The 25467-nt window shown below is 55.6% G+C and carries 35 protein-coding genes; 4 read left to right on the forward strand and 31 right to left on the reverse strand.

All coding sequences use genetic code 11. The features are described 5' to 3' along the window. Window positions 1-263 precede the first annotated feature (263 nt). From EU556_RS08120 to EU556_RS08125, 3 genes are all read right to left on the reverse strand, one after another. Entirely contained in the window at window positions 264-818 is a 555-nt protein-coding gene (locus tag EU556_RS08120; RefSeq protein ID WP_135433045.1) for a DUF6169 family protein, read from the reverse strand. Next, window positions 802-978, reverse strand: coding sequence for a hypothetical protein (locus EU556_RS26010; protein ID WP_167855504.1), 177 nt, complete (start codon window positions 976-978; stop codon window positions 802-804). The genes EU556_RS08120 and EU556_RS26010 overlap by 17 nt, the downstream gene beginning before the upstream one ends. Window positions 979-1377: 399 nt before the next feature. Next, window positions 1378-1563: a hypothetical protein gene (locus tag EU556_RS08125; protein ID WP_135433047.1), complete on the reverse strand. Its 186-nt coding sequence runs from the start codon at window positions 1561-1563 to the stop codon at window positions 1378-1380. 206 nt (window positions 1564-1769) lie between these two features. On the opposite strand from EU556_RS08125, the gene EU556_RS08130 reads away from it, so the two are divergent. The 4 genes from EU556_RS08130 (at window position 1770) to EU556_RS08145 (ending at window position 5346) form a co-directional block, all read left to right on the forward strand. Then, window positions 1770-2129 carry a hypothetical protein gene (locus EU556_RS08130; RefSeq protein WP_135433049.1) on the forward strand — a complete coding sequence of 120 codons (360 nt, stop codon included), beginning with the start codon at window positions 1770-1772 and terminating at the stop codon, window positions 2127-2129. Between the two features lie 502 nt (window positions 2130-2631). Next, window positions 2632-3042, forward strand: a complete 411-nt coding sequence (locus tag EU556_RS08135; protein WP_135433051.1) for a GIY-YIG nuclease family protein — start codon at window positions 2632-2634, stop codon at window positions 3040-3042. After that, window positions 3020-3664, forward strand: coding sequence for an antA/AntB antirepressor family protein (locus EU556_RS08140; protein ID WP_135433053.1), 645 nt, complete (start codon window positions 3020-3022; stop codon window positions 3662-3664). Before EU556_RS08135 ends, EU556_RS08140 begins: the two co-directional genes overlap by 23 nt. Next, complete coding sequence (locus EU556_RS08145; protein WP_135433055.1) at window positions 3664-5346, forward strand: GIY-YIG nuclease family protein; 1683 nt, start codon at window positions 3664-3666, stop codon at window positions 5344-5346. The genes EU556_RS08140 and EU556_RS08145 overlap by 1 nt, the downstream gene beginning before the upstream one ends. A gap of 82 nt (window positions 5347-5428) precedes the next feature. On the opposite strand, the gene EU556_RS08150 is transcribed toward EU556_RS08145, so the two are convergent. From EU556_RS08150 to EU556_RS08275, 28 genes are all read right to left on the reverse strand, one after another. Next, window positions 5429-5815 carry a hypothetical protein gene (locus EU556_RS08150; protein ID WP_135433057.1) on the reverse strand — a complete coding sequence of 129 codons (387 nt, stop codon included), beginning with the start codon at window positions 5813-5815 and terminating at the stop codon, window positions 5429-5431. A gap of 100 nt (window positions 5816-5915) precedes the next feature. Then, window positions 5916-9482, reverse strand: coding sequence for a PKD domain-containing protein (locus EU556_RS08155; protein ID WP_135433059.1), 3567 nt, complete (start codon window positions 9480-9482; stop codon window positions 5916-5918). Next, the gene (locus EU556_RS08160; RefSeq protein WP_135433061.1) at window positions 9482-10873 is read right to left on the reverse strand and encodes a hypothetical protein; all 1392 of its coding nucleotides are present in this window, start codon (window positions 10871-10873) and stop codon (window positions 9482-9484) included. Before EU556_RS08160 ends, EU556_RS08155 begins: the two co-directional genes overlap by 1 nt. Further along, the gene (locus tag EU556_RS08165; protein ID WP_135433063.1) at window positions 10873-11349 is read right to left on the reverse strand and encodes a hypothetical protein; all 477 of its coding nucleotides are present in this window, start codon (window positions 11347-11349) and stop codon (window positions 10873-10875) included. The genes EU556_RS08160 and EU556_RS08165 overlap by 1 nt, the downstream gene beginning before the upstream one ends. A 2-nt stretch (window positions 11350-11351) precedes the next feature. After that, window positions 11352-11792: a hypothetical protein gene (locus tag EU556_RS08170; RefSeq protein WP_135433065.1), complete on the reverse strand. Its 441-nt coding sequence runs from the start codon at window positions 11790-11792 to the stop codon at window positions 11352-11354. 154 nt (window positions 11793-11946) lie between these two features. Continuing rightward, window positions 11947-12102 carry a hypothetical protein gene (locus tag EU556_RS26015; RefSeq protein ID WP_167855505.1) on the reverse strand — a complete coding sequence of 52 codons (156 nt, stop codon included), beginning with the start codon at window positions 12100-12102 and terminating at the stop codon, window positions 11947-11949. A gap of 2 nt (window positions 12103-12104) precedes the next feature. After that, on the reverse strand, window positions 12105-12722 hold the full coding sequence (locus tag EU556_RS08175) for a hypothetical protein (RefSeq protein ID WP_135433067.1): 618 nt from the start codon (window positions 12720-12722) through the stop codon (window positions 12105-12107). A gap of 4 nt (window positions 12723-12726) precedes the next feature. Beyond that, a complete protein-coding gene (locus EU556_RS08180) occupies window positions 12727-13989 on the reverse strand; it encodes a PBSX family phage terminase large subunit (RefSeq protein ID WP_135433069.1) in 1263 nt (420 codons plus the stop codon). Beyond that, window positions 13913-14725 (reverse strand): terminase small subunit, encoded by an 813-nt coding sequence (locus EU556_RS26295; protein WP_210116244.1) that lies wholly within the window; start codon window positions 14723-14725, stop codon window positions 13913-13915. The genes EU556_RS08180 and EU556_RS26295 overlap by 77 nt, the downstream gene beginning before the upstream one ends. A 79-nt stretch (window positions 14726-14804) precedes the next feature. Further along, complete coding sequence (locus EU556_RS08190; RefSeq protein WP_135433071.1) at window positions 14805-15140, reverse strand: hypothetical protein; 336 nt, start codon at window positions 15138-15140, stop codon at window positions 14805-14807. 21 nt (window positions 15141-15161) lie between these two features. Continuing rightward, the gene (locus EU556_RS08195; protein WP_167855506.1) at window positions 15162-15599 is read right to left on the reverse strand and encodes a VRR-NUC domain-containing protein; all 438 of its coding nucleotides are present in this window, start codon (window positions 15597-15599) and stop codon (window positions 15162-15164) included. A gap of 4 nt (window positions 15600-15603) precedes the next feature. Further along, a complete protein-coding gene (locus EU556_RS26300) occupies window positions 15604-15819 on the reverse strand; it encodes a hypothetical protein (RefSeq protein ID WP_210116245.1) in 216 nt (71 codons plus the stop codon). Next, window positions 15816-16352 (reverse strand): hypothetical protein, encoded by a 537-nt coding sequence (locus EU556_RS08200; protein ID WP_135433075.1) that lies wholly within the window; start codon window positions 16350-16352, stop codon window positions 15816-15818. Before EU556_RS08200 ends, EU556_RS26300 begins: the two co-directional genes overlap by 4 nt. Then, window positions 16349-16531 carry a hypothetical protein gene (locus tag EU556_RS08205; protein WP_135433077.1) on the reverse strand — a complete coding sequence of 61 codons (183 nt, stop codon included), beginning with the start codon at window positions 16529-16531 and terminating at the stop codon, window positions 16349-16351. The genes EU556_RS08200 and EU556_RS08205 overlap by 4 nt, the downstream gene beginning before the upstream one ends. Then, a complete protein-coding gene (locus EU556_RS08210; RefSeq protein WP_135433079.1) occupies window positions 16528-17214 on the reverse strand; it encodes a hypothetical protein in 687 nt (228 codons plus the stop codon). Before EU556_RS08210 ends, EU556_RS08205 begins: the two co-directional genes overlap by 4 nt. Next, complete coding sequence (locus tag EU556_RS08215; protein WP_135433081.1) at window positions 17198-17398, reverse strand: hypothetical protein; 201 nt, start codon at window positions 17396-17398, stop codon at window positions 17198-17200. The genes EU556_RS08210 and EU556_RS08215 overlap by 17 nt, the downstream gene beginning before the upstream one ends. Beyond that, on the reverse strand, window positions 17398-18888 hold the full coding sequence (gene dnaB / locus EU556_RS08220; RefSeq protein WP_135433083.1) for a replicative DNA helicase: 1491 nt from the start codon (window positions 18886-18888) through the stop codon (window positions 17398-17400). Before dnaB ends, EU556_RS08215 begins: the two co-directional genes overlap by 1 nt. Continuing rightward, window positions 18888-19934: a hypothetical protein gene (locus EU556_RS08225; protein WP_135433085.1), complete on the reverse strand. Its 1047-nt coding sequence runs from the start codon at window positions 19932-19934 to the stop codon at window positions 18888-18890. The genes dnaB and EU556_RS08225 overlap by 1 nt, the downstream gene beginning before the upstream one ends. Further along, window positions 19934-21013, reverse strand: a complete 1080-nt coding sequence (locus EU556_RS08230; protein WP_135433087.1) for a 3'-5' exonuclease — start codon at window positions 21011-21013, stop codon at window positions 19934-19936. Before EU556_RS08230 ends, EU556_RS08225 begins: the two co-directional genes overlap by 1 nt. Further along, on the reverse strand, window positions 21006-21452 hold the full coding sequence (locus tag EU556_RS08235; RefSeq protein WP_135433089.1) for a hypothetical protein: 447 nt from the start codon (window positions 21450-21452) through the stop codon (window positions 21006-21008). The genes EU556_RS08230 and EU556_RS08235 overlap by 8 nt, the downstream gene beginning before the upstream one ends. A 64-nt stretch (window positions 21453-21516) precedes the next feature. Next, the gene (locus EU556_RS08240; protein WP_135433091.1) at window positions 21517-22311 is read right to left on the reverse strand and encodes a hypothetical protein; all 795 of its coding nucleotides are present in this window, start codon (window positions 22309-22311) and stop codon (window positions 21517-21519) included. A 12-nt stretch (window positions 22312-22323) separates the two neighbouring features. After that, window positions 22324-23205, reverse strand: a complete 882-nt coding sequence (locus tag EU556_RS08245; RefSeq protein ID WP_135433093.1) for a hypothetical protein — start codon at window positions 23203-23205, stop codon at window positions 22324-22326. A gap of 69 nt (window positions 23206-23274) precedes the next feature. Continuing rightward, a complete protein-coding gene (locus EU556_RS08250) occupies window positions 23275-23496 on the reverse strand; it encodes a hypothetical protein (RefSeq protein ID WP_135433095.1) in 222 nt (73 codons plus the stop codon). Between the two features lie 70 nt (window positions 23497-23566). Beyond that, complete coding sequence (locus tag EU556_RS08255) at window positions 23567-24022, reverse strand: hypothetical protein (protein WP_135433097.1); 456 nt, start codon at window positions 24020-24022, stop codon at window positions 23567-23569. A 67-nt stretch (window positions 24023-24089) separates the two neighbouring features. Further along, a complete protein-coding gene (locus tag EU556_RS08260; protein WP_135433099.1) occupies window positions 24090-24398 on the reverse strand; it encodes a hypothetical protein in 309 nt (102 codons plus the stop codon). Window positions 24399-24408: 10 nt separating this feature from the next. Next, window positions 24409-24810 (reverse strand): hypothetical protein, encoded by a 402-nt coding sequence (locus EU556_RS08265; RefSeq protein WP_135433101.1) that lies wholly within the window; start codon window positions 24808-24810, stop codon window positions 24409-24411. Between the two features lie 2 nt (window positions 24811-24812). Then, window positions 24813-25079 (reverse strand): hypothetical protein, encoded by a 267-nt coding sequence (locus tag EU556_RS08270; RefSeq protein WP_135433103.1) that lies wholly within the window; start codon window positions 25077-25079, stop codon window positions 24813-24815. A gap of 4 nt (window positions 25080-25083) precedes the next feature. After that, entirely contained in the window at window positions 25084-25395 is a 312-nt protein-coding gene (locus tag EU556_RS08275) for a hypothetical protein (protein ID WP_135433105.1), read from the reverse strand. Between the last annotated feature and the right edge of the window lie 72 nt (window positions 25396-25467).

Raw genomic sequence — 25467 nt, forward strand, 5'->3', positions numbered from 1 at the left:
TACCAGCACACATTCTAGGTATCACTGAATAGCACTAACCTTTGTTGCAACGCCCCAAACAGGGTTCTTAAAACTGCGAAAAAACACAAAAGACCCACTTAGTTAGGTGGGTCTTTTGTTGCAGTGTAGCTGCCTAGTCGGCAAGTCTTTTTCTACGCGTTAATCTGCGCGGCTAGCGCGCTACATCGCGCAGATTAACTAGCGGGCACGAAAAAGCCCCGACGTGAGCCGGGGCTTTTGCTTTTACAGCTTGCGTTTACCTATTAGGAATTAAACATCATGGATTTCGATGAAGTGTAGACTAAAACTTCACTATTAACAAAGTTGTAGATCAGCTCATGTAAGGGATGCGACTTCATGAAAATGGCACCACCATACGTATCCGGTGTTATCTCTTCGTCTACTATGCCTCCAGGAATAATAAAAGGCACTTTAGTGAATGTGTCCTGGTGTTCCCGATACCACTCCTCAAACATATGTATTCTACCTCTATGTTTGCTATCAATGGATTCGCAGGTAAAGTAAACTACGTGATAGGGGTTACTCTCAAAAAAGCTACTTACGATTTGCTTAACTGTTGCCTGTATCCTCTCGTCCTTATTTCCAACTCTTTTTTTGAAAGAGCCATCTTTTGCCCTACGTGTTGTATCGGGGCAGTTCGTTATATCTCTGTCGAAACTAAAGTCAACAATAAAGCCCTCTAGCTGCGGTTCGCCCGAAAACGAAACTTGCAGAAAGAGGGCTTTGTAGATTGCTTGATTGTCAGCTGTGAAATAAGCGATGCCCTGTTTGTCCGTTATACTATACGGCTGGGGCATTGAAGGGAACAACTTTAAAGCCAGCCTCACCCAGTTGCTCCGTGCTGCCATTGATAATGGCTTGACGAGCTTCTTTCTTCATGCGCAAAATGTTACTGATAACATCGGTACCATTTTTAACGCGCTCGGTGGCTTTCTGTATGTCAATTACAGGAGGCATAATTGGGGCGGTTATGGGGCTTTGACTGGGTGTCAAAGCGTGTGGGTTTAGGAAAAAGCCTGTTGCGATTTCAGACTGTAAAGTTACAGACGTGTACGGCGATAACAAGCCTGCGGTTAAAAAAGTTGAATCAATTCACGAAAAGGGTAGCATTATCCGTAGACAGTAGAATAAGGAAACGCGCGTGATAATCAGAAAGTATTTTATTGTCAAGTTAATTCTTTGGCGTAGTGCCTCTTTGTAAATTAAGAAGGAAAACCACCACTAGGTGGTGGATGGAAACCGTTATATACATTTGTTTATCAGTTAATTACACTGATTTCGCCCGTGCGCAGCTGCATTTTATATACGGGTAATATAGCTACTTAGCCAGCGAGCCTAATGCGAGTAATAAGGCTTTTAGAGGTTGGGGCGTTGCTTGAGATTAAGCTTCTCTACAATGTATTCGCTCAAACCCAGGCTAGCCGCCGCCGCCTGCTTGCCCAGTTCGGCATACTCAGCATCAGTAAAAGACAAACTACGGCCTTTTTTCAGTCGTGACTTGTCTTTGGTAGGGCGGCCTGCCTTCTTTGGTTGATCTTCCATAGTGAGGCAAAGATATAAATATCATATGCATTACCATGTGTAAGAAAATAAATAAGAAATAATTGTCTTGTATATTTTCTTATATAAGAAAATGCCTTATATTTGATTCATCAACAAAGCAAAAGAGGCCAGCCCCGGCAAGGGCTGACCTCCGATTTCCAAAACAGCCCCGGCAAGGGCTATTTCTTAAACTACACTACAAAGGTATGCAAACTGCAACCACCACCAAAGCAACCACGGCAACGGTTGCCGCCCACCTCTCCGCCTACACCGGCCCGCTGGCAAACTTCCTCAAGCGGCAGGCAGAAGTAAAAGCCGCCGCCGCCGAACAGCAGGCCGCCTTGCAGGCTATGCGGGCCAACATCACAGGCCTAGTATCTGACCCGCATTTGTTCACCGACACAGAGCGTCTGTTGACCAATGACAGCGTGTATCAGTGCGAAAGCATTCCACAGCTACAGCGTTGGTTCCGTAATGTGTACCGTGTGTATCAGGAGCGCGAAGGCTCGCTACAGCTTGGCTTTGCCGATGGTAGCTATATCCAACTGTCAGTAGCCACCGCCTAAGCCTGCTATTAGATGGAGAATCTGCACAATCAGGAAGCCCCTACGGGGGCTTCTCAGGCGGAGCCTACGCCAAACGAACAAGCCGCCAAACAAGCAGGCTACCCGGCTACACTCTTTGGCTATACGCCCAACGATGAACGCTATTGGACTGAACCCGGCTTACCGTGGGTTACCCGAACGCTGTCATATGAGGACGTTCGAGTAAAGACCCTTGTGGAATTTCACACTACCGCAATGGCCCCGCGCTTTCCGGCTGGCTGCTCTGTGGTGATAGACAGGCATCCGCAAGGTGATTCATTTCCCGCTGGTGTATATATCTGGTCCCGACCTTGTGGGGAGTGGCACGTTGGGAGGCTAGAACGGGCTCACTCCGGCACTGGCGACGGACTACTGCTCACATTGGATAATCGAGCGAACGGCATTGTCTGCGTGTTTGAGTGGGAAAATCCCGGCTTTGCCCTGTATCGGGTAACGCATTACAACAGCATTCCGGCTCGCTAGGATGCCTACCACCAACACCCCGGCCTGCGCCCCGCGTGGCGTAGGCCGGGCGGCGTGGGTAGCACAACAGAAAGGCAGAAAAGCGACTCTGTATGTCGTGCGCCTCACAGGCAACGGGGAAACCTTCTACAAGGTGGGCATTACGTTCTGCTTTTCCTCTCGCTTTACACGACTCAGTCTGCCTTACGCCCTGCGCACCTTCGCCCGCTTTAGCTCCTACAATGCGGGGCAAGTATGGGACTTAGAGAAGCGGCTACACACTGCCTTAGCTGCTCAGACTTATCAGCCTTTGCTGCCCTTCGCGGGCCATACCGAATGCTTTACCGATGCGGCGGCTATTCTAGCCCTGCTACCTAAACAGACTTTCATTCTTAAGCACGTTACGCAAGATGGAACAGCTAATTCCAATTAACCAAAGTGAGGGCGGGCCGGTCGTTTCGGCCCGCCTCTTACATGGCTTTTTAGAAAGTCGGCAAGATTTTACTACGTGGGCAAAGGCTCGACTAGAAAAGTATGACTTTCAGGAGGGTGTAGACTTCTCCATAATTTTAGGGAGAAGCGAAGCCAACAGACAGACAACCGATTACGCTCTCACGCTGGACACAGCGAAGGAGCTGGCAATGGTGGAAAATAATGAGAAAGGCAGGCAGGCCCGGCGCTACTTCATAGAGTGCGAACGACAGGCCCGAAACGCACCTGCCTTGCCTTCATCCCCTTCGGAGCTGATACTGATGCTGGCGCAACAAAACGTTGCTAACGAGGGGCGGATATTGGCCCTGGAAGGGCAGGTGGCCGAACTAGCCGCGCACATTGTCACGTCGGATAGTGACTACTTCTCGATTATGGGATACGCGACCTTGCAGAAGGTTGCGTTGCCGGGGGTGTTAGCTCAGCACTACGGGCGGCGGGCAGCGGAATTAAGCCGCCTACGCGGTGTTGCCGTGGGCGCGGTGTCAGATGCTCGATACGGGAAGGTGGGTACCTACCACCGCAGTATATTAGATGTTGTATTTAACGGGAAAGAGATAGGGTAATGGGTAAGCAATCAAACGCAGAGGAATTCATAGCCAAGGCGCAAGCACTACATGGCGAAAAGTATAACTACTCGCAGGTTGCGTATCAAACCAGCTCTAGCAAAGTCATTATAATATGCCCTGAACATGGTGCGTTTGAGCAGATTCCCAGCAGTCATTTATGGGGGAGAGGATGCCGTGTGTGTGCGGGAACAATTAAGCTGACTACCACTGAGTTTATAGCCAAAGCCCGCGCAATACACGGCAATAAATACGACTACTCGCAAGTCGAGTACACAAGCAACAAGGATAAGGTAGAAATTATATGCCCCAAGCATGGGGCTTTTACTCAAAAGCCTAACGGGCATTTAGATGGAAAGGGATGCGATACGTGTAGAAGAAAGCTTATAACCACAGAGGAATTTATAGCCAGGGCGCAGGCCGTGCATGGAGATAAATATGACTACTCGCAAACGGTGTATATCAATAGAGTAACCAAGGTAAATATTATATGTCCTGAACATGGGCTATTTGAACAGGAGTCCAACGGACATCTAAGAGGCCGCGGGTGCGCTGCTTGTGCTATTATAAATAAAAGGACTACTGAGGCGGACTTTATAAAAAGGTCTTGTTCCCTTCACGGAAATAAATACGATTATTCGCAGGTGGTATACCAGAATAATTCTAGCAAAGTCCTTATCATATGCCCTGAACATGGTGCCTTTGAGCAGACCCCTAACGGCCACTTAGGCGGACAAGGTTGTCGGAAGTGCGCAGGCACAGCCAAGTTGACTACCGCTGAATTTATAGCCAAAGCCCAAGAGGTACACGACAATAAATACGACTACTCGCAAGTCGTTTATAAAAGTGCGCTTGCCAAGGTGACAATTATTTGTCCTGAGCACGGGGCTTTTACCCAGCAAGCAACTGCACATACATTCGGTAATGGATGCAGACTATGCGGAATTACTTCAGCAGCAAAGAAGAAGCATTTGGGCAAAGAAATCTTCTTGGCTAGGGCAAGGGCTGCACATGAAAATAAATATGACTACTCGCAGGTGGTGTACACACTCGGCGTTAACAAGGTCGATATTATATGTCCTGAGCATGGGGTATTTAGCCAAACACCTGACTCCCACATAAAAGGGGTCGGCTGTCCAGCATGCAGCCTATTAAACCGGCCCTCGCAAATAAAAAGTTTAGAAGCCTTTATTGCGGATGCTCAAGCTGTGCACGGGGAAAAATTCGATTACAGTCTTGTAGATTATCAACGTGCCTCAGTAAAGGTTGAAATAATTTGCCCTATACACGGGGTTTTTAAACAGACTCCTGCTAATCATTTAACTGGCTACGGTTGCCGCGCCTGTGGCTGGATTACTGGGCGTTCAAGCTGGATTGAAATGGTAGGCAATAGGGAAAGCACCCTTTATCTATTAAGGATATTTTCCGAGGAGGAAGAATTTTATAAGGTTGGAATAACAACGCATAGTGTAAAGGAGCGTTTTCGTCAAAAACACCGTATGCCTTATCAATACGAAGTTCTTGCCGAATATAAATCCACTAATGCAGGGGCGGTATATGATTGGGAAAAAAGTATTCTTGAAACATTTGCCCATCTCGCTTATAAGCCCAAACTTTATTTCGAAGGGCAAACTGAGTGCTTCTCAGAGTGCGATGAAATATTAGCTTGCTTCCCCATTTAATTAAAATAATTTAGTTACTGCAATAACCACACATGCAAATAAAAAGACCCTGTCAATTGTGGCAGGGTCTTTTTATTAACACTTATTCGTAGGGAATATCTCTCTGTTTCTCAGCTTGCCTTCTGGCCTCTCGTTCTTCAGGCGTCTCCTTCAAGATTTTATTTGTTATCTCTGCCTCTTTTTGAAGATGCAGGGCAAGTGAGGTAGCAAATAGATCAGCTCGTATCTGTGTCGGGTCTAAAAAGCCAGAGGCTTTCAAGTATTCCAGTACAGCGGGGCCGATGGCTTTGGTGAACTCCTTGAAACCTGCAAACTTATTGCTTTGCAGCAAAGCGCGTTCTATCACAGGATCGTATGGTGCCCCCATTTCTATTTCCTTATCAACCTCGGAAGGGCCAAAAGGATTGAAGACCGTGCGGGGTGCTCTAGTAGGCCGTGGTGAGGTGCTTTCGCTTGAATTGTCTTCCATAGGGTTACGCGTGAAAAATCAACGTGTTATTAGTTCTTGCCTGCTTAAATAACGTGGCTGAAGATTGGCAAGCTACTAAATAAAATAAAGAAGAAACCGGCTAAGCCTGGTACCCTTTGGCGGCCATGAATTCATGTACCGCCGTGCAGTAAGTATTGAGTTCGGCCTCGGTGCGGAAGTGCTCGCCCGTGGTGCTAAAGCCTACTTTTCGGCTAGAAGGCAGGTGCGTTACTTCCGGCGTTTCTCCGCCCACGATGTTGATGTCACCGAAGAAGTATTCCCCGTTGCTGTTATCCTCCTGCTCCAGGTAATCTTTGAGGAAGACAGCAGGTTGACCAGCTACGGAACGCCAGATAGCTACCTTATAATCAGGGGTACGGTTGATGATATACAACGCCTTCGTGTTGCCCGCCGCTACCGAGCTGGAGCCTTTACCGCTGGCCCAGTAGGTGTTGCCATCCGTATATTCCAGGTGCAAGTTGTCGCCCCGGTTGATACCATCTCCCCCAAAAGTGCCAGGCGTTAGGTAGCCGAAATCCCGCCCGGTGGCAATGTCCTCACACGAGAAGAACGCAAAGTGACGGGCACCTGTCGTATCAGGTGTTTTACCGTAGGGCAGATAGAAAGTTCTGGCCTGGGTGCCAACCTGCCCATCCGGCTTGACACCTACACTATCCACCATCCAATTACCCGAGAAAGCCAGTCGGTAAGCGGCGTTCGTGTCCTGATTGTTGAGAATATTGTACTTGGCAGTTGCCAACGTACCCCCGGCAAACGCATACAGTGTGCGCAGGCGGCTCCAGATACCCGCATTGCGTAGCGTTGTTTCAAGCGCCACACCCGCATTCTTAACGCTGGCAGACACGCTACCGCCATCGGCGGCTACACGGGTTGCCCAAGCCTCAAAGCCTTCCGTACCACCAGCAGGCGGGGGTGTTGTTCCCCCGCCCCAGTCGTTACCGATTTTATTGGTTACCGTGCCAGTGCCAGCAGTATCCATAACTCCCGCAATGCCTACGGAGTTGCTGGAGGTGCCATTTGTAACCGTTTTGCCCGCGCCAACATAAATTGTGAAGGTGCCGGATGCTTTGATTGCTGCGAAGGTGAAGTTGTTCAGCTTGCCATAGTAGTTCTCTACCACATTATTGAGGTTGGTAGCATTGTACTCGACGGGAAAATTTACATTCGCAAGCTGCCCGTTATCTTGCCCGTTTGGACTGAGCGCGAAGCGAACGACAGGTGCCGGCCCTCTAGTGTGCGCACTGCGATTCATGGTGCCCCCGTTGATAGTGAGCGTTGTGCCGCGTCCCTGAATATCAATGATAGAGCGGTTATCAGCACTATTAGGGGTAGCCTCAATCCGGTCAAATGTGGCGTTATCCACCACGGCATTTGGTCCATAGAGTACAGTAGGATGAATGCTGCCGGTATAGTTGTTACGCCGTAGCAGGCCTATGCTTAGGTTGCGTATGGTGCAATCGAGCATCATGTTGGCTGGCTTATACGAGCCGGTAGTGGTCATTTCCACCGTGTACTCGTCCACCCGTACGGAACCGATGATGCCCGTTTTATTGCTGCCACCCGTGAAGATGTCGTTAGGCGACTCGGCGTAGTTGTCGAGTAGCATACCCTGCTGCTGCACCGTGCCGATGATGCGCTTGATAACGATGTCATCCACTGCCCCTTCCAGCCCACCGGAGGCCAGCAAGCGAAGCAGGTATTTGCAGTTGCGCGAATCAATGGTATCAATCCGCACGTTGCTTATCTTCCCGTAGACGGCCCAAGGGTCATAGCCGGTCTGCCCGGAGGGGCCAGCCACGGGGGCCGGATACTGCGGGAAGAAGATGTCGTGGCCTACCAGTGAGATCAAATCATCCCCTGTTTGCCCGAACACGGTGCCCACGGTCAGACCGGTACCGGCGTGGAACTTAAACCCATCCGAGTTGCGGGCCAGCTCTCCACTAGGAGAAACGTACGCAAAGGCCGAAATGGTCGGGCAGGAAATGTTCTGGAAGTTGGAAATGTAGGAGCTGAAGGTGCGCTGGTTCACCACCTCCATGTTAAAGCTGGAATTCTTAATACCCGCCAGCCGGAACCCAATGGTCCAGATAATCTCACCATTCGGCCCGACCGCCGCTTCGCGCTGCTGCAACTCGGCCCCTGTTGCCACATCGAAGGCATTGAGGTTACAGTAAATGCGGCCGATGTTGATATTGCTATCAACGATAGTACCCAGGCTGCTACCATTCATGCCCACTGGGTTGGCATTGCGCACGGCAAACCCGTTGCTCTGCTCCCGCAGGATAAAGCCGTAGTTGCGAGTGGTGCCCGGCTTAGCTACTGCGTTAATGGTGACGTTGCTACCAATAACGATGTGCGAAAACGACACATCCGTGTCCCAGTCTACCACCAAGGGGGCACCAGAGCTGTTGGCAAATAATGTATTGAGACCGGCCGTGGAGTCGGTGCCGTATTGCTTGCTGCCGAGCGAGGCATCAGCCGGATATATGCCAGGCTGCTGGGACAGCTTCAGTACACCTTCGCCCGCAACTGCATTGACGGTCACCAGCACGTCATCCGACTTCTGGCCATTCTTATCATCGGTAACCGTCAACCGGAACTGGTAGATACCAGCGACTAGCCCGCTTACCACCACATTCTGGCTTGTAGCCGGTATGCCTGTGGCATTGTTTGGCCCAGTGATCTGGGACCATGCGTAGGCCGTGATGGTGCCATCCGAATCTGTGCCGGTGCCCATCAACGCTACCTGATTGGTGGGTAGCTGCAGTGTCACATCCGAGCCCGCATTAGCTACGGGCAATACATTGCCAGCAGGTGCCTGCACGGTAATGCTCACTGAAGCTATTTGCACATTGCCTGCTGCATCGCTGGCCTTCGCCTGCAGGGTGAGTGGCCCAGCCGTAGTGACGGTGTACGGCAGCGTATAGGTGTTGCCATTCTTCGCACCCTGGCCTAGGCTTGCCCCCGTAGCCCCATTCAGGAACTCTACGGCTGTCACGGCCACGTTATCGGTCGCCGTGGCCGTGAGCGTGAGCTGGGTGCCGACTGGCACGGTAGCGCCCGAGGCGGGGGCTGTGAAGGTGAGATTCGGTGCCTGCGTATCGGCTGAAACAGGCGGCGTCGTTGTCTCAGCTTTCCGAAAAACTAGGCGCCACTGCCCATTGATGTGGGCATACCGCTCATAGATGCCTAGGCTCTTGGTGTAAAACCACTGGTCGCCTTCCTTGTAGCCAGCGTTGTCTTCAGCCGTAGGGGCGTAGGTCTTATCGACAATCTCATTGCCATCGAGCCCATCGTTGCCATCGACGTAATCCTTGCCCTTCTGCGGAGTGTAGCCAGGGTTGCCCTTCAGGTTTTGGCGTAGTACATAACTGCCGGCCACCTTCTGGTATTCGTCGCCTGTCTGCGTGTCACGGTAGATATCATTGTTGCTGCCCAAACTGTTGGCGGGTGGGCCGGCGCCATAACGTAAGGCAGAAGCACCAGCCCCCTGCAGGGAGGCCAGATCGTTGGTGAGGGCTATTTGCCGCACGAGTAACGCGGCTAGTCGTGGGCCAGATACATCCGCCCCGGTCTGCAGGGTATTGGTAATATCCTGGCTGAGCTGGCTCAGCTCGCTCTGTACTTGAGAAATGGTCGAGGCCATTAGCGGAGGTCGTTATCGTTGAAGTCGGGAATCTTAAAATCGTGCTTGGGCTGCGTGGTGGGCAGCGGCTCCCCACCGGAGTTGGGCCGCGAGGGGTTGCGCAGCGTGACGGTGACCGTCGTGGCCTGGGCTGGGGGCTTGTCCGGCAAGGGAATGCGCGTTACCCCAGGCCGTAGCGAGGCAGGCAACGCCACCGAGCGTATTTCCAGCTCCTGATGGAAGCCATTGCGGTAGAGGAACTCCGCATACCACACCTCGTCAGCCGCGCGCTCCGGCAGCCACACGGTGAGGTCTAAGGGCAGGCCCGCCCAATGCACGGCTTGCCCACTGGCAAAGGCACTCAGGGGCTTCGCAGGGCTAGCGGCATCGGCCAGGTAGGTGCGCGTTGGCAGCTGGGCGGGCACGGCCGAAAGCACGGCATAGTGCACCACGTCTTCTTCCTGCCACTCGCCCGCGCCCTGCTGATCTACTTCCCGGTACCGGGCCCGAAAGGCCAGCGTAGCATCTTGATCATGCGCCACAAGGCCTACTGGGTAGCGGGCCTCGGGCCGCAGCTGCGTGTGCAGGGCCTGGGAGATATCGACCTGCTCGGCTTCGCGGCGCACTGTCTTGCGCAGACGGGCGAAGTAGTCACCGGCAGGCTGCTCAGGACGCCGTAGCTCTACGACCACGTGCAGGCCTACCCGCGCGGCAAAGTTGAGATCATGCAGGCCGCTGACCGGCGTAGCCAGCAGCGCGGGCCTGGGCTGCAAGCCACCCACCGCAAACCAGAGGGAAACCGGTGGCGGCGCTACGACGACCGGTGGCGCGGGGGCCGCGTTGATGGTTACATCCACTGAGGCAGTACAGCCCTTGGCATCCTTGAAATTGAACCGATAGCTGCCTGCTTTCACGGCTCCGAGCTGAAACAAGCCCGGAGTATACACGGGGGCCAGTTGCTCGGTGAAGTTATCGGAGAGGCGCGTGACCGATACCGTGTAGCTGGGCGCCGAGGTGGCCACCTGCACGCTCAGGCTGCCTGCGGCGCCTGCCTGGGTGGGCTGAAATACGCGCAGATCCGTTACGCTCAGGTCGCAGCTATCGGCGGTGCCAAGGCTGCCACAGGCCACCTCGTAGTTTTCCTTCAGCGCCTCCCGCCCGGCCTGATCGGTGGCCGTGATGGTATACATGCCATCAGGCACGGGCGAAAAGCGGAAGGTGTTGGTGAACTGCCCTTCTAGTGACTGCTGATCACTGAAACCCTTGTCATTGCTGATGGTGCAGCTCAGGTAGGCATACTCCGAGCCATCGGCGGCAGCCGTGCTGCGTAGGGTAACGCGCAGCTCCGCCCCGCCCCCGGACGTCAGGCAGGTATGTTGCAGGCCAATGGTGAGGCTATCGAGAGCGGGCATTAGTAAGCGGTTTTCGAGGTGAAGTCAGCGAAGAGCTCCGAGCGCAGGGAGCGGCGCACCTCCGCGGCCAGATCGGTGCGCAGGCGGGCGCGGCTGGCAGCTAGCACGTCCCGTAGCGTACCCGTAGGCCGAGCGAAGCGCGGGTCCTGATTGCGGTGCAGGCGGGTACCCTTGCGCAGAATGGAGGTGGCCACAGCCCAGGGTGAAGCATCGTAGCCGCGGGCTTGCAGCCAGGCGGTGATGTCGGCAATCATGGCCCGGCCGGGCTTGGCCTTGGGGTCGGCAGCCGGGCCGGAGCCTTCTTCCAGGGCACCGAGGTGCGCTGGGCCGTAGAGTCTAGCCAGTTCAGGCGCCGACTCATTGCGCAGCGCGGCAATGGTGCGGCCCGTAGCCCGCTGGCCAGAGGCCGTGATGCTGTCGCCTAGCTCTTGCTGGGTGCGGGTGATTTCGGTTTTCAGCAGCTGGGCTAGGTTCATGGTTAGCATAGTCTAGCCCGCTCGGCAGGCGTAATGTCCAGCTGCATCACCACCCCATCGAGGTTGGCGTCGAACTGATTGTAGGATGAGACGATGTTGCGGGCCGTCACCTTGGCCAGGGCATCCGACTTTTCCAGGGCGCTGAGCAGCGCATAGGCAGCCGTCAGCAGCTCATTCATGCGCTCCAGACGCACATCCGCCTGATCGGTAAGCTTGGCGTAGGCTAGCACGCTGATAGTGGCCTGAAACGTGGTCGTGGTGCGTACCCCAAACTTGTTGACGGTGGGCACCACGAGCATCTTGGGCTCCACTAGCACTACCGTTTCCGAGAACTTGAGCTTATCGAGGTGGATGTTCTCTTCCTCCTTTTCGCCATGGGCGAAGTGGCAGCCGGGAATGGCCAGCAGAGCAGCGGCGCGTAGGGCTGGAATGGGATATTGCATAGGGTTCCTATCTTGGGCGCATGCGCCAGGTATTACTTGCTGTAGTCGTGATTACATTGAGGTTAGCACTGGTGCTTCTGCTGATATTTGCGGGCATAGCAGCGGCAGCGCTCTTATGGCTGTACCTATTCGGCCACTTGACTAATGACTAGCCCTATCGTTTCTGTAGCTGCTCCTGCTTGAGGTGCACCTGGTAACGGTAGTAGGCTTTGTGGTTTTCCAGCTCAATCATGGTGTTGACCTCGGCCCAGCTGAGCTGGTAGAAGTAGTTCCAGCGGGTCTTATCGCCCCCGGCCAAGGCATCGACCACGGCTAGGGTATCCCACTCTTCGCTAAAGCGGCCGATGTTGGCAGCCTGCTCGGCACGGCTGAGGGGGATGCGCTTGAGCTGGGCGGCGTGGCCCCGGCGGATGCGGTCGTACTCGGCAAAAAAAAATCCGTCAGTGGCAGCGCGTCCCGTAGCTTGATATCGGCGCACAGCACTTCCAGCACGGCTACCCGATCCGAGTCGTAGGCGGTGCCATCGTAAGCGGGCTGTAGGATAGTGGCCAGCACCTGCAGGCGTAGCTGGGGAATGTCACTGCCCAGCTCCTGCATCAGGGCCCCGATATCCGCGGCCTGCCCGAAGCTCAGGTCTTCGAGGGTGTCGAGCACGGGTACTTCAACACTCGCAATGGAGCCACCCAAACGGATAACCGTAGGCCGCACGAAGGCCGTGAAGTCGGGCTTCTCCTCACCAGCCAGGAACAGTACCTGGTGCAGGGCCGCGCCCAGCTCAGGCCCGCGCAGTTGCAGCAGGTCAGGTATGCTGCAGTCGAGCAGCAGGGCTAGGCAGTCCTGTATACTGGCTTCCCCCAGGGCTTCCAGCTTCGCAGCTTGGCCTAGGGTAACGTCACCCCAGTTGGTTGGTAGTGTGTGGAGAGGGAGCATAGGCTTAGCGAGGGCGGCGGCTGGGGCCGAAGTGTTGGGAGACGGTGATGGGAGCCGGGGCGGGCTTCTGCAACCGGTTCAGGGCCACGTAGCGCAGGGCATCAATGGTGTGGTTGAAAGCATCGACGGGCACGTTCGTGGTGAGGCCCGTCTTGCGGTCCTGCTTCCACTTGTAGTTGCTGAGCTCCTTGCGCAGGTTGGTGGAGCGCAGCGTTACATTGAGGTGGTAGCGCTTCAGGGCATCTATGCTGGCGTTGATGCTGTCCGGGCCTTTCTGCGCTCCTTCGATGGGCAGGCCTAGGCGCCGTAGCTCTTCGATGCTCTTGGGCTCGGCCGAGTCGGCTACGACATCATAGCGCCGGCCTGCCCCAATGGCCAGCAGCGCTTTATGGATATCCGGATTGGTAAGGCCTGTCGAGTAAATCAGCTCATCAGCCCACAGCTCCCCGTTCTGCAAGTACAGGTCAATGGCGGTGGTGGGGTCGTTGGTAAAGCCAAAGTCCATGCCCGTGCCTAGGTACTTGGCTCCCTCGGGAATCTCAGGGCAGGTGCTCCAGTTGCGCAGCACGAGGCCTTCAATCTTACCGGTCTTACCGCGGGCATACACGCGCCACAGCTCCAAATCTTCCGTCTTCAAGGCCTCGATCTTGTCGCGGGTCAGCTGCGAGAGGAACGGGTTATGGCGGTGGTCGCTGATGATGAGCTGCACATCGGGCTGGCCATGCAGCTTCTCGTGGGCCCAGAACTCAGCATTGGGGTTGTAGTCGATGAAAGTGCGAATGCGCGTGCGCAGCATCAGTTCCTTCACCACGGCGTAGGCAATGCCGTTGGCCTCATTCACGAAGAGGTAGTCGCGCTTACCTGACTTAGCATCCTGAAAGTCATCGTAGCTCTTGAACTCCATCAGCGAGCCATTGTGAAACTCGTAGATGCGCTCACTCTTGTTGTAGGACTTGATCAAGCTGCGCAGCTGCTCGGAGTTGCGCACGATGTCCTGCGCATCCCGTAGAGCACCCGCTTTGAGGTTGGGAATGTCCTGGCCTACTACCGTGCACACGAGGTTGGTGCCGGCTGCCAGCAGCACGAAGAGCGCCTGTAGGATACTGTAGGTCTTGCCCGAGCTGGTGCCGCCCTGGTTCACGACCACGGGCTTGGTGGCCTTCAGGTTAGCTTCGAAGACAGGAGAGGCCTTAAACATCATCCACCTCCTTTTCTGCGCTGGCCAGTGGTACACCGCCAACAGCTGGCAGCAGTTGCACGGTGGCATTCATGACGGCCGTAGTAGCCGCCTGCTTGTTGTCCTTCTCGAAGATGCCACGCACACGGCCCATATCACGTAGGGCTGCAGCAGAGTCATAGAACTCGATTTTAGTACCGAACTCCGAAGGCTGCCACGACTTGATGCGGTTGCCTTCCTTCGCCTCAGCAATCTTCACCAGGTCTAAGTCAGCCCGCTTCACTAGCTCGGGCGGGCCATCAACTGTAGTGGTGGCCTCAGGATTACGGGCCAATTGCATTTGAAACCTCAGTACCTCCAACCTCTTTCGGTTGATGTCATATTGCTTATCCGCTAGGTAAGCTGCACGCACTTCGCCTGTGTGCCCCCAGATATCAGCTGACTTCTCCGCGTATTCTTCGTCAAATGCAATTTCATCCTCTAGCTGCTTGATGGCTTCCGCTAGTGGCTGTTGAATTTTAGTCCTTTGCTCAACCTGTTTTACCGTCAGGAAGTCATTCAGGCTGGTTTCTGCAATATTACTGATGAGCTTTGTGACCTGCCCAGCGGATAGGCTCAACTCGTTTAGACGTGCATCAATAGCCGCCCGAATGTCAGGTTTTGTCAGGTTCTCCGAACCGATGGAGCGTGCTGTTTTCTCACTGTAACCCGCCCGTATTGCCGCTTGAGTACAATTCCAGTCTACACAGTACTCTTCCACGAAGCGCTTCTGCTGCGTAGTGAGCTTCCTGGGTTGCTGGGCTTGATTTTCGGCGGGAGTGGACATACCACGAAACTCCAACCATCCCGGTTCGCTACAAAACGCCTGAGCTCCAAAACGCAACTCGGCTGCGCAAAACGTAACTTCATTTCAGTTCGGCAGCGCGGGCCAGCATGTAGCGCAGTTCCACGGTGGCAATGCCCAGCTCCCGGGCTACCAGGCCCCGGATGCCCGCCCGCGTGCGGCTGGGGTGCTTCTCGGCTTTCTCGGCTACGAGCTGCGCGGCTTGCCGTAGCTGGGCTACCGAGTAGGTTTTGCGCTTGGGTGGGTCTGGGGGCAGGCTGATGTAGTCGAGGATCTTGCGGCGCTCCTTGGGGTCGAGCTGGGCCAGCACTTGCCGTAAGAGCTCGGCGTGGGACTGCCAAGCGGGGCTAGCGGGAGCCTGGGCGGTAATGGGATAGAAGACGGGAGTCGTACACATAGGGAGAGCGTAGCGGTAGGGTTATGCGCCTAGGGAGTGGCGCCACTGGGTAAATTCTTGCCGGACCTGCTCCAGGCTGCGGCCCTCACAGGCAAAGCCGCCGGCGCGGCGCACTTCTTCGAGGAAGGTGATCTGCTCCGGACGAAGCTTGTCTTTGCCGACCTTGACCTCGATAGCGAGGAAGCGGCCTGTAGCACGATGGTAGCCGAGGATGTCGCTGATGCCAGGGTTGGAGCTACCAGCGCGCCACACCTGCAGGGTGTTGTCGAACACACCCGCATTGTTCTGACGCCAGACGGTGCAGCCTTCCAGCGTCAGCAGAACAAGCAGGGCCTTGGTAAGAGAATTGGTAGGAGTGGCCGGTTTCTTCGATCTGTGAGCACTTCGGCCCGCATCCGGCGTGGTAGTGCCAGATGCGGGCGTGCGTTGCTGTGAGGCGCGGAATTCGGCCGCGGTCATTTTCTCAGTCACAGAAGGTTGTGCTAGCGGTGAAAGTGCTGCTGAGAATTGCCTGCGTGAGGTTCGCTTCATCACTACCATCCTGCGGCACTAGGTGGATTTTCGCCGGCCGGTAACCGTTGTAGAGGTCAGCTATAGCCTCGAAGCCTTTCTGGGCTGCACCTCGGAAGTCGGCTGGATCTGCTTCGATTGTGACGGGTAGGAGAACGGTGTACTTCATGCTCCCTCACCTCCCTTCAGAATATCAGCAACTACCTTGTGACGTTGGATAGCTATGCTCACCAGTTGCGAAAACTGGGCCGCCGTGAAGGAGCTTTGCTGGGCGCCAGGCTGCAGCAGCACCGCATCTAGCAAAGCGAAGTGCACGCCCACTGCGTCACACAGCTCCACCTTTTGCTGGAATGAGAGGGACTTGAGAGCACGCTTGCTCAGCACAATGTTTACTTCTGTCACCTCACACGTCGGGCACCCGTCACAGCTCAACGGGCTGCACTTCGGCGCCGGCGTATCCTCAGCAATGACCACCATCGGGGCTGCCTGCTGCATCCATGGCAACTCTATCGGGTACTTCTTGGCCAGCTCTGCCAGCGCGGCTTCATCTTGCTGCGGAGCTTTAACCGGGCGTAGCTTCTGCACAGCCCAATCAATCATCTGAGGCAGTTCATCGTAACGGGAGGCGGGCAACGTCAACGCGTTGTCGAGAATCAATAGCGCCTCCTCAACAGAGGCCTCGGTATACTGGGTAGTGCTCATGATTTCGGGGTATGGAATTGGCGGAATTTCTTTTGAGCGGCCTTCGTGCGGCGGCGCTCCTGTTCTTTCTTAATCAGCTTGACTGTCTCACCATCGGGGGCATACAGGCCTAGCAGCCGGGTAAGGCCATCATCCGACTCGCTCCGGAGCCGGCCTATGATTTGGGAGTTGGCACTCATGGCTCAACTCGTTTGAACTCCACTACCCACACCCAGGGGTTGGCCTCCCATGAATCTTCACCATTGATAGACTCCCAAAGGGTGGCGTAGCTAAGCACAGATGCTGGCATGATCTCACCACACACCTCGTATTCAGGTTTGCTGAGGTGGTTTGCTGGGTTTTTATAGTTGATCCACCCACCAAACCGTTGCTCTATTCCCTCGGCTATGGCATCCTCAGCACTGATGCTCCTAAGCCGCTCCACTCGCACCGACACTATTTCAAGTTGTATCCGGGAAGCCCAGCGGGGCATGTGAATAGAGGGCTTCCAGTGTTCCTGGCACCGAGTCCAGCCGGCGCGGTATACCGCCGCTTCCCAGTCACTAGCAGGGTTTATGGTTTGCTCAACCCCAGTGCTGCAGGCGTAGGCCGTGCGCGGCACCTTAGCGAAGGTTTCGCGCACCCACAGCCGCTCACCTTCTACGCCGTAAGGGCAGCGCACTTGCACACGGTCATCACCACAAGTAAATAGCCAATGCTTACCATCTTTGGCGGGAATCCACTGCCGCTGCCAGCAGCCAGGGTTTTCATTGATAAAGTCTAGGCCAGTAGTCCGGCGCGTCTGGGTCTTCGTGCCAGCGAGTAAGGCGCACACCATGGCACCCGAGAAAAGGATAGGGCGTTCTTTAATTGCGGTATTCATCAGGTAGTAGCGTGAAGGGTTGGGGGTAGGCTATGCCGCGTCGCACGGCTTCGGATTCGGCTAGCTGGAGGCCTGGGCCACCGCGGGTGCGGTAGTAGGCCAGGAGCTTTTGAAAGGTGGGCTTATCGGCTTGGGCAAGCTGTTTAGCTACCCAGTCCTGTAGGGTGGGGCTGTACTCTTCCATCAGAAGCCGGGGTCTGATTCATCGGGCATGAAGTCGGTGCTCTGGGGCAAGCGGCCTAGGTTCACCTTTTCGCCTTCGACATACATGGGACGCTCCCCAGCGGGGGCCGGGCCTTCCTCCAAATCGGAATAGGTGCCAGTGCTCATGACCGACTTCACCACCGGGCTTTCAAGCGGGCCGTTGCGGTGCTTGGCAATGATGAGCTCGGTAAGGTTGTGGGTGGGGTTACCCATCTCATCTTCCTTGATGCCGTAATACTCAGGGCGGTAGGGAAAAATGATCATATCCGCATCCTGCTCAATAGCGCCGGACTCGCGTAGGTCGGAAAGCATCGGCTTCTTTTCCCCGCCGCGCTGCTCTACCGAGCGGCTAAGCTGAGCCAGGGCGATTACCGGAAGCTTCAGCTCTTTGGCAATGAGCTTGAGGCCCCGCGAAATGCTGGCTATTTCCTGCTCTCGGTTGCCTTTGCCCTTGCCGGTATTGTCGCCCTGCATCAGCTGCAGATAGTCGCAGATGATAAAGCGGATACCCTGCTCAGCCTTCATCTTGGTAGCCTTGGTGCGCATCTCACTGATGCTGATGCCGGGGCTATCATCCAAGTACAACGGCAGCGTGTAGAGCGGCTGGGCTTTGCGGGCAATCTCAGCCACCTCATCTAGGCCACCGTCTAAGTCGCCCCGTAGGATTTGGGAGGTGGTTACCTTGGCCTCGGTGGCAATCATCTTGCGCACCAGCTGCTTATTGCCCATCTCCAGCGTAAAGAAGGCACCCGGGTAGCCCGCGCCGGCGGCGTGTCGAGCACAGCTCAGGGCTAGGCTGGTTTTGCCCATGCCGGGCCGAGCGGCAATGATGATCAGGTCTTCATCCTGAAAGCCACTGGTAACGCGGTCCAAGGCATTCAGGCCAGAGGGTACCCCCGTCAGGCTGTTGCCGCGTTGCACGGCCCGGCCTAGCTCATCAATCACCTCGGCTACCAGGCTGCCCGCCTGCACCGCGCGGCGGGCCTGGAGCGAGTCGGTAAGCTGGTTGAGGGTGCCTTGGGCTTGGGCCAATAGCTCTACGGGGTCCTGCATCGGGTCGTAGGCATGATTCACCAAGCGGCGGGCCAGCTCGGCAATCTTGCGCTTGGTGTAAAGCTCAATTAGCTCCTGGCAGTGGGTAGCCAGGTGAGCAGCGGTTGAGGCCTTGAAGCTGAGTTCGGCCAGGGCCGCGGCGCCGAGGCCTACGGTTTCCCCGAACAAGCTCATCTTGCCATCCTTCTGCAGCTGCCACACCATGCTTTGCAGATCAACGGCCTGGCCAGCGTTATGCAGGCGCACGGCGGCTTGAAACAGCACGCGGTGCTTCGGCTGGTAGAAAATTTCTTCGTTGCCGCGTAGCAAGCCCAAGGCTTGCCGGAGTGGGTCGGCTTCGATAAGCATTGCAGCCAGTACCAATTCCTCGGTTTGGTCGGAGTGAGGGGCAACGTGGGTATAGTTGAGGGCAGTCATTAGCGTACTTTTTGAGAGTTTTTAGCTAGCAGGTTGCCTGCTACAGCAGTGGAGGTTGGAGCCGGCCCAAAGGCGGGGCGGGCTTCAGGCTTGCGGGTGCTCTGGGCTTCCTGCAGCTTGGCTGGCCAATCACAATCACACCAGGCACCATCGGCGTAAGGCATGCCATCGGGGCTCAGGTTGGTTTCGTGGCCTAGGTAATTGTCGAGGCTGTGAGCACCGATGCCCTTCAGGGCGCGGAAGGCAGTGTAGGCATGGAACTGGGTGCGCAGCTCCTCGAGCTTGCCGGCCTCGGCTAGCAGCTTGCAGAAGCGGTGCACCTGGGCAAAGCGGCGGAAGTTCTTTTGCTCGGAAACCTGCCAGTTCTGGGCAATGGCCAGAGCCAGCGTGCGGGCCTCGGCGGGCGCCCCGCCCCCTGAGTTAGCCGACGTCAGAACGGGGCTGTCAGAGGGTAATGAGGAAGCAGCAGAAGACCCTTCAATTTTTTTGAAGCCCGCCGCGCCCGCGCATTGGTCTTTGTCTTCTACTACAGAACTAGTCTTGTCTTCTTCCTTATATAGTATGGTGTCAGAAATTGACACCTTCTCTGACACCTTATTTGCCTTTAAGGTGTCAGTTTTTGACACCATACCTGACACCTTATTTGGCCGGAAGGTGTCAGAAATTGACACCTTATTCGGGGCATCCGTTGGGCCGGTTTGCAGGGCATATACACACCCATCACCCGCGCCATTGCCGCCCGCTTGGTAGGCCAGTAGGCCGCGCTCTTCTAGCTCCGTGCGGGCCTTTTTCATGGTGTTCACCGACCCACCCATCAGGGTAGTAAGCTTGCGGTCGGTAAGGGTGAACGGGTTCTGCCAACGTTGGCGGTTGCACTCAGCCAGAATCTTCACGTACAGGCGCGTGGCGCTGGCGCTAAAGGCCTGCTCAGCATCTAGGGTGTCGAAGCGGTTGAGAAGTTCTATGTAGCTCATGCGAAGGCCGGCGGAAACAGGTGGGTGGTAGCCTCCTTCCTGGGTGCGGAAGCGGTTGGGGGCGGTATGCATCAGGCAGCGGCGAAAAGAGAGGGTTGAGCAAGGGCAGCTTTCTTACCCTTGGGTTTCACTACCAGCGGCCCGGTAATGGGCTCCAGCTGGTGCAGGTGGCGGAGCAGGCCGAAGCACATTTCTACATCACGTAGGGCGCGGTGGGCACCATGGGTGGCAATGCCGAAGTCGGCGCACAGCTCACCTAGGCCATGTTTGCGGTTAGGTAGGCGCTGCTTAGAGAGAGCCAGGGTACAAAACCACTCATTGGATAGGGGCGCCGGCGCACCCAGACGAGTGCGGGCAGCTTCCAGAATGCGGCGGTCAGCACTCAGGTTGTGGCACACGAGTAGCGAGTTGCCGGCCAGCTTCTTGAATTGCTGCAGCACGGCCTTTTCCTCGGGCGCGTTCCACACGTCGGCGTTGCTGATGCCCGTGAGGTTGGCCACGTGGTAGTTCAGCTCCCCACGGAAGCGCACGAAGGTTTGCAACTGGCCAATGGGCTGCCAGTCTTGGTAGCGGATAGCCGCCAGCTCCAGCATGTCGGTGCCCTGAAACTCAATATCTAAGACCGTGAAGTCGTAGAGGTAGTAATGGGCGTGCAAGTCGGCTACTACTTCAGCGGACAGCGCTGGCAGCTCAGCAAACGGTACCGCTACGGGCTCGGCTACGTCGGCCTCCTCGGCGGCGTGCTGGGCCCTGCTCATGCCTTTCTTGAGTGACTTCGAAAACTCTGTTTCCTTGGCTAGCTCTTCGGCCTTCTTCTTTTCGTAGGCCAGCACGACTTCTAGGGCTGCCTCATACTCCGCTGCTGAGCAGGCTACGGCACCTACAGGCACACCTAGCTGCTCACCTTCTATTTCAACGTACTTCGGCGGCGTCTTCTCACCGGGCTTACCGGGCCAGTCGGGGTTGAGCTTCTGCCGAAAGGTGGCCGCACTACGGTACACGAAGCCATCTTCGTAGACGCTGACCTGAGCCAGTCGGCCCGTAGCATCACGGTAGAAGTATTCGTCTTTGTGGGCGCAAGCTTTCTTCTTAGCGGTAGCATCATCAACACCACGGCTCAAGTAGGAGCGGAGTTTGAAGTAGCTAGACATGAGCTACCTCCTTTCTGTCTGGATCGTTGAATATGCCCCTGTGAATGCGAATGGTGCAATCATAGAAGTCCTGCAACAGCAACTCTCTAATATCTTCCAGCACACACCAGAGCATGAAGAAAGGCTGGGGTTGATTGAATAAACTCCAGCCAGTTACCTCGGAAGGGTGAAGCAGAAAAGCTGCGTAGAGCGTTTCCTTTTGCTCATCAAGACCCTTGAATAGACCTGCATAAGTCGCAGGCTTCTGAAAGCGTGTAATTCGAGAAGCACTGGTTTGCTTTCCACTTTTAGCCAGACAGCCAATGCTGTGCACCAACGAGCCTACTTCCAGGCCGAACAGAGCCCGCTTTTCAAGTGCTGGTTCACCCAACAGAAAAGGGTGGCCATCCCGAGAGACGGAGTAGTTGGGCTTACAGGAAGATGTTCTATTAACTTCCATCAGTACAATGCGTTAGGATTGGCACAAAAGAGCCCCGCCACCACGGGCAGCGGGGCAACTGGACTTAGAAAGGGTCGGTGCTGGCAGCCTTTCGGCCTCCTACTGTGCGCGTCTTACCACCGGGGGCAGTCACCTCCATCGTGAGCTTGCTTTTATCCAAAGCATCTATCAGCTCCTCGGCTATTTCTAAGGCAGAGCGTGGCTCAGGGTCTTTACCGAACAGCTCCAGCTGCTCACCACCTTCCCCATACTTGCCATTCATGAAGGCCACTAGCTCGGTCTTCAGCTCATCAAGCGCGTTGCGCATCTGCTCAAAGAAGGGGTACTCCCATTCTTCCGGCTCCTCATCCGCATCGAGGCTGAGGCGCACATCTACCACGGGCGTTTCTACCTTCAGCGAGTGGCCTAGGCTACGATACCGGGCCCGCTTCGAACCCTTGAGCACCACACCTTTCGGTTTCCAGATCACAGAAGTGCAGCGATAGTTTTCCAGTAGAGGATGCACGTAGGCTTCACCACTTTCCACTGCATCACGCAGCAGGTTGCGCACGGCAACGGCCGGCGGCAACTGGGTGTAGGCGGGAGCTGGGTAGAGCTGCGTATCCGTCAGGCTCTCGGTGAGCAGGCACATGTGCAGCGTTAGGCGACGCAGGCACTTGAGCAGTTCAGGGTGTGGCTTGCGGTGGCGCGTAATGGTGAACTCATCACCAGCATCATCACTGTGGCGGTAACCTACCAGCGTGAGGTTGAACTCATCCGTGAGGGTAACGGATGAGAAGTCGAAGTAAACCGTGTTGGCTTCAACTACAGGGGCGGCAACGTCGGCAGCACCAGTGCCGGTCAGATAGGATTCTTGCATGAAGAGAAAGAGTTAGGCGGGAATGGCTTGGAGTTGAGCTTGTGCTTCGCGCACTTCGCGGCGCAGGTCTTCAGCTTTGGCTGTAAGCGCACTAGCGCGGGCCATCAGGTGCTCGTAGTATTCTTGGCCGATAGCAGTTGCATTCTTATTGGCCCAAATCCGCATCTGATTGCGCGCGGTGGCTAATGCCTTCGCTGGGTCTTTCCGCTCAGCTATCACGGCTGGCAGCTTGGCCAGTGTGTTATCTACCCAACTCTCTGGGCGCTGATCTACGGGTACCGACAGCAGCATATCCCGTTCCTCCTTATCCAGCTCGGGAGAGGCAATGAGTTTTACCAGCTGCTGAAGCTTGGACTCTGTGGCCTTATCCGGAGCGGGGGCGCTTGGCTCTGCAGTAGTGGGTGCTGCCTGGGGTACCGAAGCCGGCGCGCTGGCCTCGGGTGCGGGCGCGGCTACCGTAGGGCGGGGCGCTTCAGCCTGGGGCGCTGGGTTGTTGGCCCGGCTAAAATCGTCGGCTTCATCTTCCCCAAACACGCCCATGGCATAGAAATCCGTGAGCTGGAGCACGCACCTAGACTTGGCGCGCTTCTCGGCCATTTCCACGTAGTACTTATTCTGGCTGGTATCCTTGCCAGCGGAGCCGTAGGTTTCGGCCGTTACGCAGTTGGTGCCTTTGCCCATCTTGCCCGTGGCCTTCACCACGGCGAAGTCTGGCTGCACCTTCACTAGTTTATAGGCTAGCCGAATGCCGGCCTTGGCTGCTATCTTCTCAATGCCGGTGCGGCGGATAATGGTATAGTGCTGGTGCTTGTGCACATCCTCTTTCAGCAAGCCATACTCGGTGTAGAGACGGTTCAGCTTATCTTGCTGTGACTCAGTTTTAGTGGAATCCATATATTTGCGGCTGTTAAGACTTTGAGTAATAGGCGGCGCTACCTTCCGAGGGGTAGCGCCGCTACTGTTTTAGGGGCGGGCATCACTCGGATACCATCCGTACTTCGGCAGGGGCACCTCCTTATCTTGCAGCAAGCCTAGTGCTGGCTGCTTAGCCTTCTTGGGCTGGGCCAGCTTGCAGCTACCGAGGATGGCCAGGCCTACACAAGCCAGGAAGACAAGTACCCAGTAGGCAGTGGCGCGGGTAGCTTTCTGCTCGGGCGTGGGGGCGGGAAGGTGGTGGCGTATCATTTGGCGGCAGTGGCTTGGAGGGTGATGAGCAGCAGGGCCAGCGGCCCGGCGTAGGCGACGCGTCCGACTTTCATGGCTGGGCAGGATTAAGGGCCAACTCAATCAGTTGCAGCTCCATCATGCGCGCAGCCACGACTGCTTCCTGTTCTGAATCCGTAGTGGCCTCCTGGTATTCGATGCGGGCATTTTCCTTCCGCTCATCTAGCAATTCCTGCACGGCTTGTAGCCGCTTCACCAATACCTTATTGGTTTGCTGCATGCTCGCGTAGTTGCCGAGGTGGGCTTGTAACTCTTCTAGATTGGAGCTATACACAGCATGCTGTCTGCCAAACTCCGTAGCTATGGCAACGGCGTGCTCTCTGGGCAACTCACGTAAGAGGCCTTGCAGCGTATGCGTCATAGCCTCACCTGCATTGAAGGCAGTAGCTTTAGGAGCATTAAGCCGCTCCTTTACTTCCTCAATCTCTTCCCTCGACACTAAAGGGGTAAGTAGACTGATAATGTGTATTACTTGATCTTTCGTCATCTTTGCAGTGTTAAAAAAGAGTTAGTGAATGGCTCCTAGGATTCCGGCCTAGGAGCCGTTTTGCGTTTTAGGCGGTAGGCTGTGCGGTGGCTGGCTCTCCGAATGCCCGCTGAAACTGATAGCCTTCACTGAGCGGTGTCTTATCCTTCGGCTGGTAGGCGCAGGCCTTAGCTACCTGCAATTCCACCATAGCTTTCTCCCGCGCATCGTGCAGCTCCTGTATAGTCTTCCTGCTCAGATCGTACACCGTCCCAGCCAGTACCCCTGTAGCCATTAAGGCATGATGCAGGGTCTCAGCACCTTGGAGTGCACCGATTGCTTTCTGATGATTGAAGTGAGCTGTTTGCAGAGCTTCTTGTTCTTTGGTGAATGCCATAGTGGTGGGATTAAGCGGCTAGTGGTAGTTGAGTGCGGCTAGCTTGGTAGCGCTTCTCGGTTTCCTTGCGCACATTCTTGAGCCAGCGCAGTAGCTCACTCCAATCGGAGCGGGTTTCGAGAGCATCTAGTAGGCTATCTATCTCAGCCTGCGAGTAGACCCGAGCGGCATTCTTGGCCTTGGTCTGCTTGTAAATGAGCTGGCGTAGCTCAGCCAGCACGACGAAGGGGGCTAGCTCGGGCTCTTTGCCGCAGCGGATAGCGTAGATGGTTTCTGCTATCCGTAGGCGGTCCTGCCACTCTGAGGGGTTGACGTTGCTCGGCATCAAGGCGAAGGCTTCCCAAGTGGCAAACTTGCTGTCACTGTGGAAGAGCAGGCCGTTGAGGCGTTGGCGTTCGTGATAGCAGCCCATACCTACTCTTCGATTTTCACCCCGCAGAAAGGGCAGTAGGTGTGATACATGCAGGTGATTTTCTTCTGAGTGGCACCTGTGCTACCATCGTTCTTAATGCGGGTAGTCTTGTATTCAAATTCATCGTAGCCGCGCTGGGCAGGACCTTTACCGAAGCTGATGGCTACATTCAGGAAGCCAGCCCCTTTGCTGATAATGGCCTTGCCCTTGTCGCGCTCTGTGAGGTGGGCTAGTATCTGCTCTTCCGATTCTTTGATGCAGTTGCACATAGCTCTATTGGATAGCAGTGAGTTGAAAGCACTCCTGCGCTTGGGCCCGCAGGTTCATCTGGTGGGCGTGCCACAGGGATTCATCCAGCAGGCAGAGGCCTAGGTGCAGGCGGGCGTAGATCACCACAGCTTGACGGGCGGCGGGCATATCACTGGCTGGAATGCCATCAAGGGCCGATTCCATGAACTTGTACTCAGTGAGATTCACGCGCAGCTTCAACTTCTCAGCGGCCCACATCTGGGTAGGCGCTTCCGTAGTTGTAGCAATATCAAAGTGAGTGATCGGGGCAGGTATGCCGAGTTGACGCTTTTGCATTATCTTTGTGTCCGTTAGAAAGAAATGTTGATGAGTGCCCTAGTCGTGTGTCCAGCACGGCTGGGGCGTTTT

It is taken from the genome of Hymenobacter fodinae (genome assembly GCF_004745825.1).
GTDB lineage: Bacteria > Bacteroidota > Bacteroidia > Cytophagales > Hymenobacteraceae > Hymenobacter > Hymenobacter fodinae.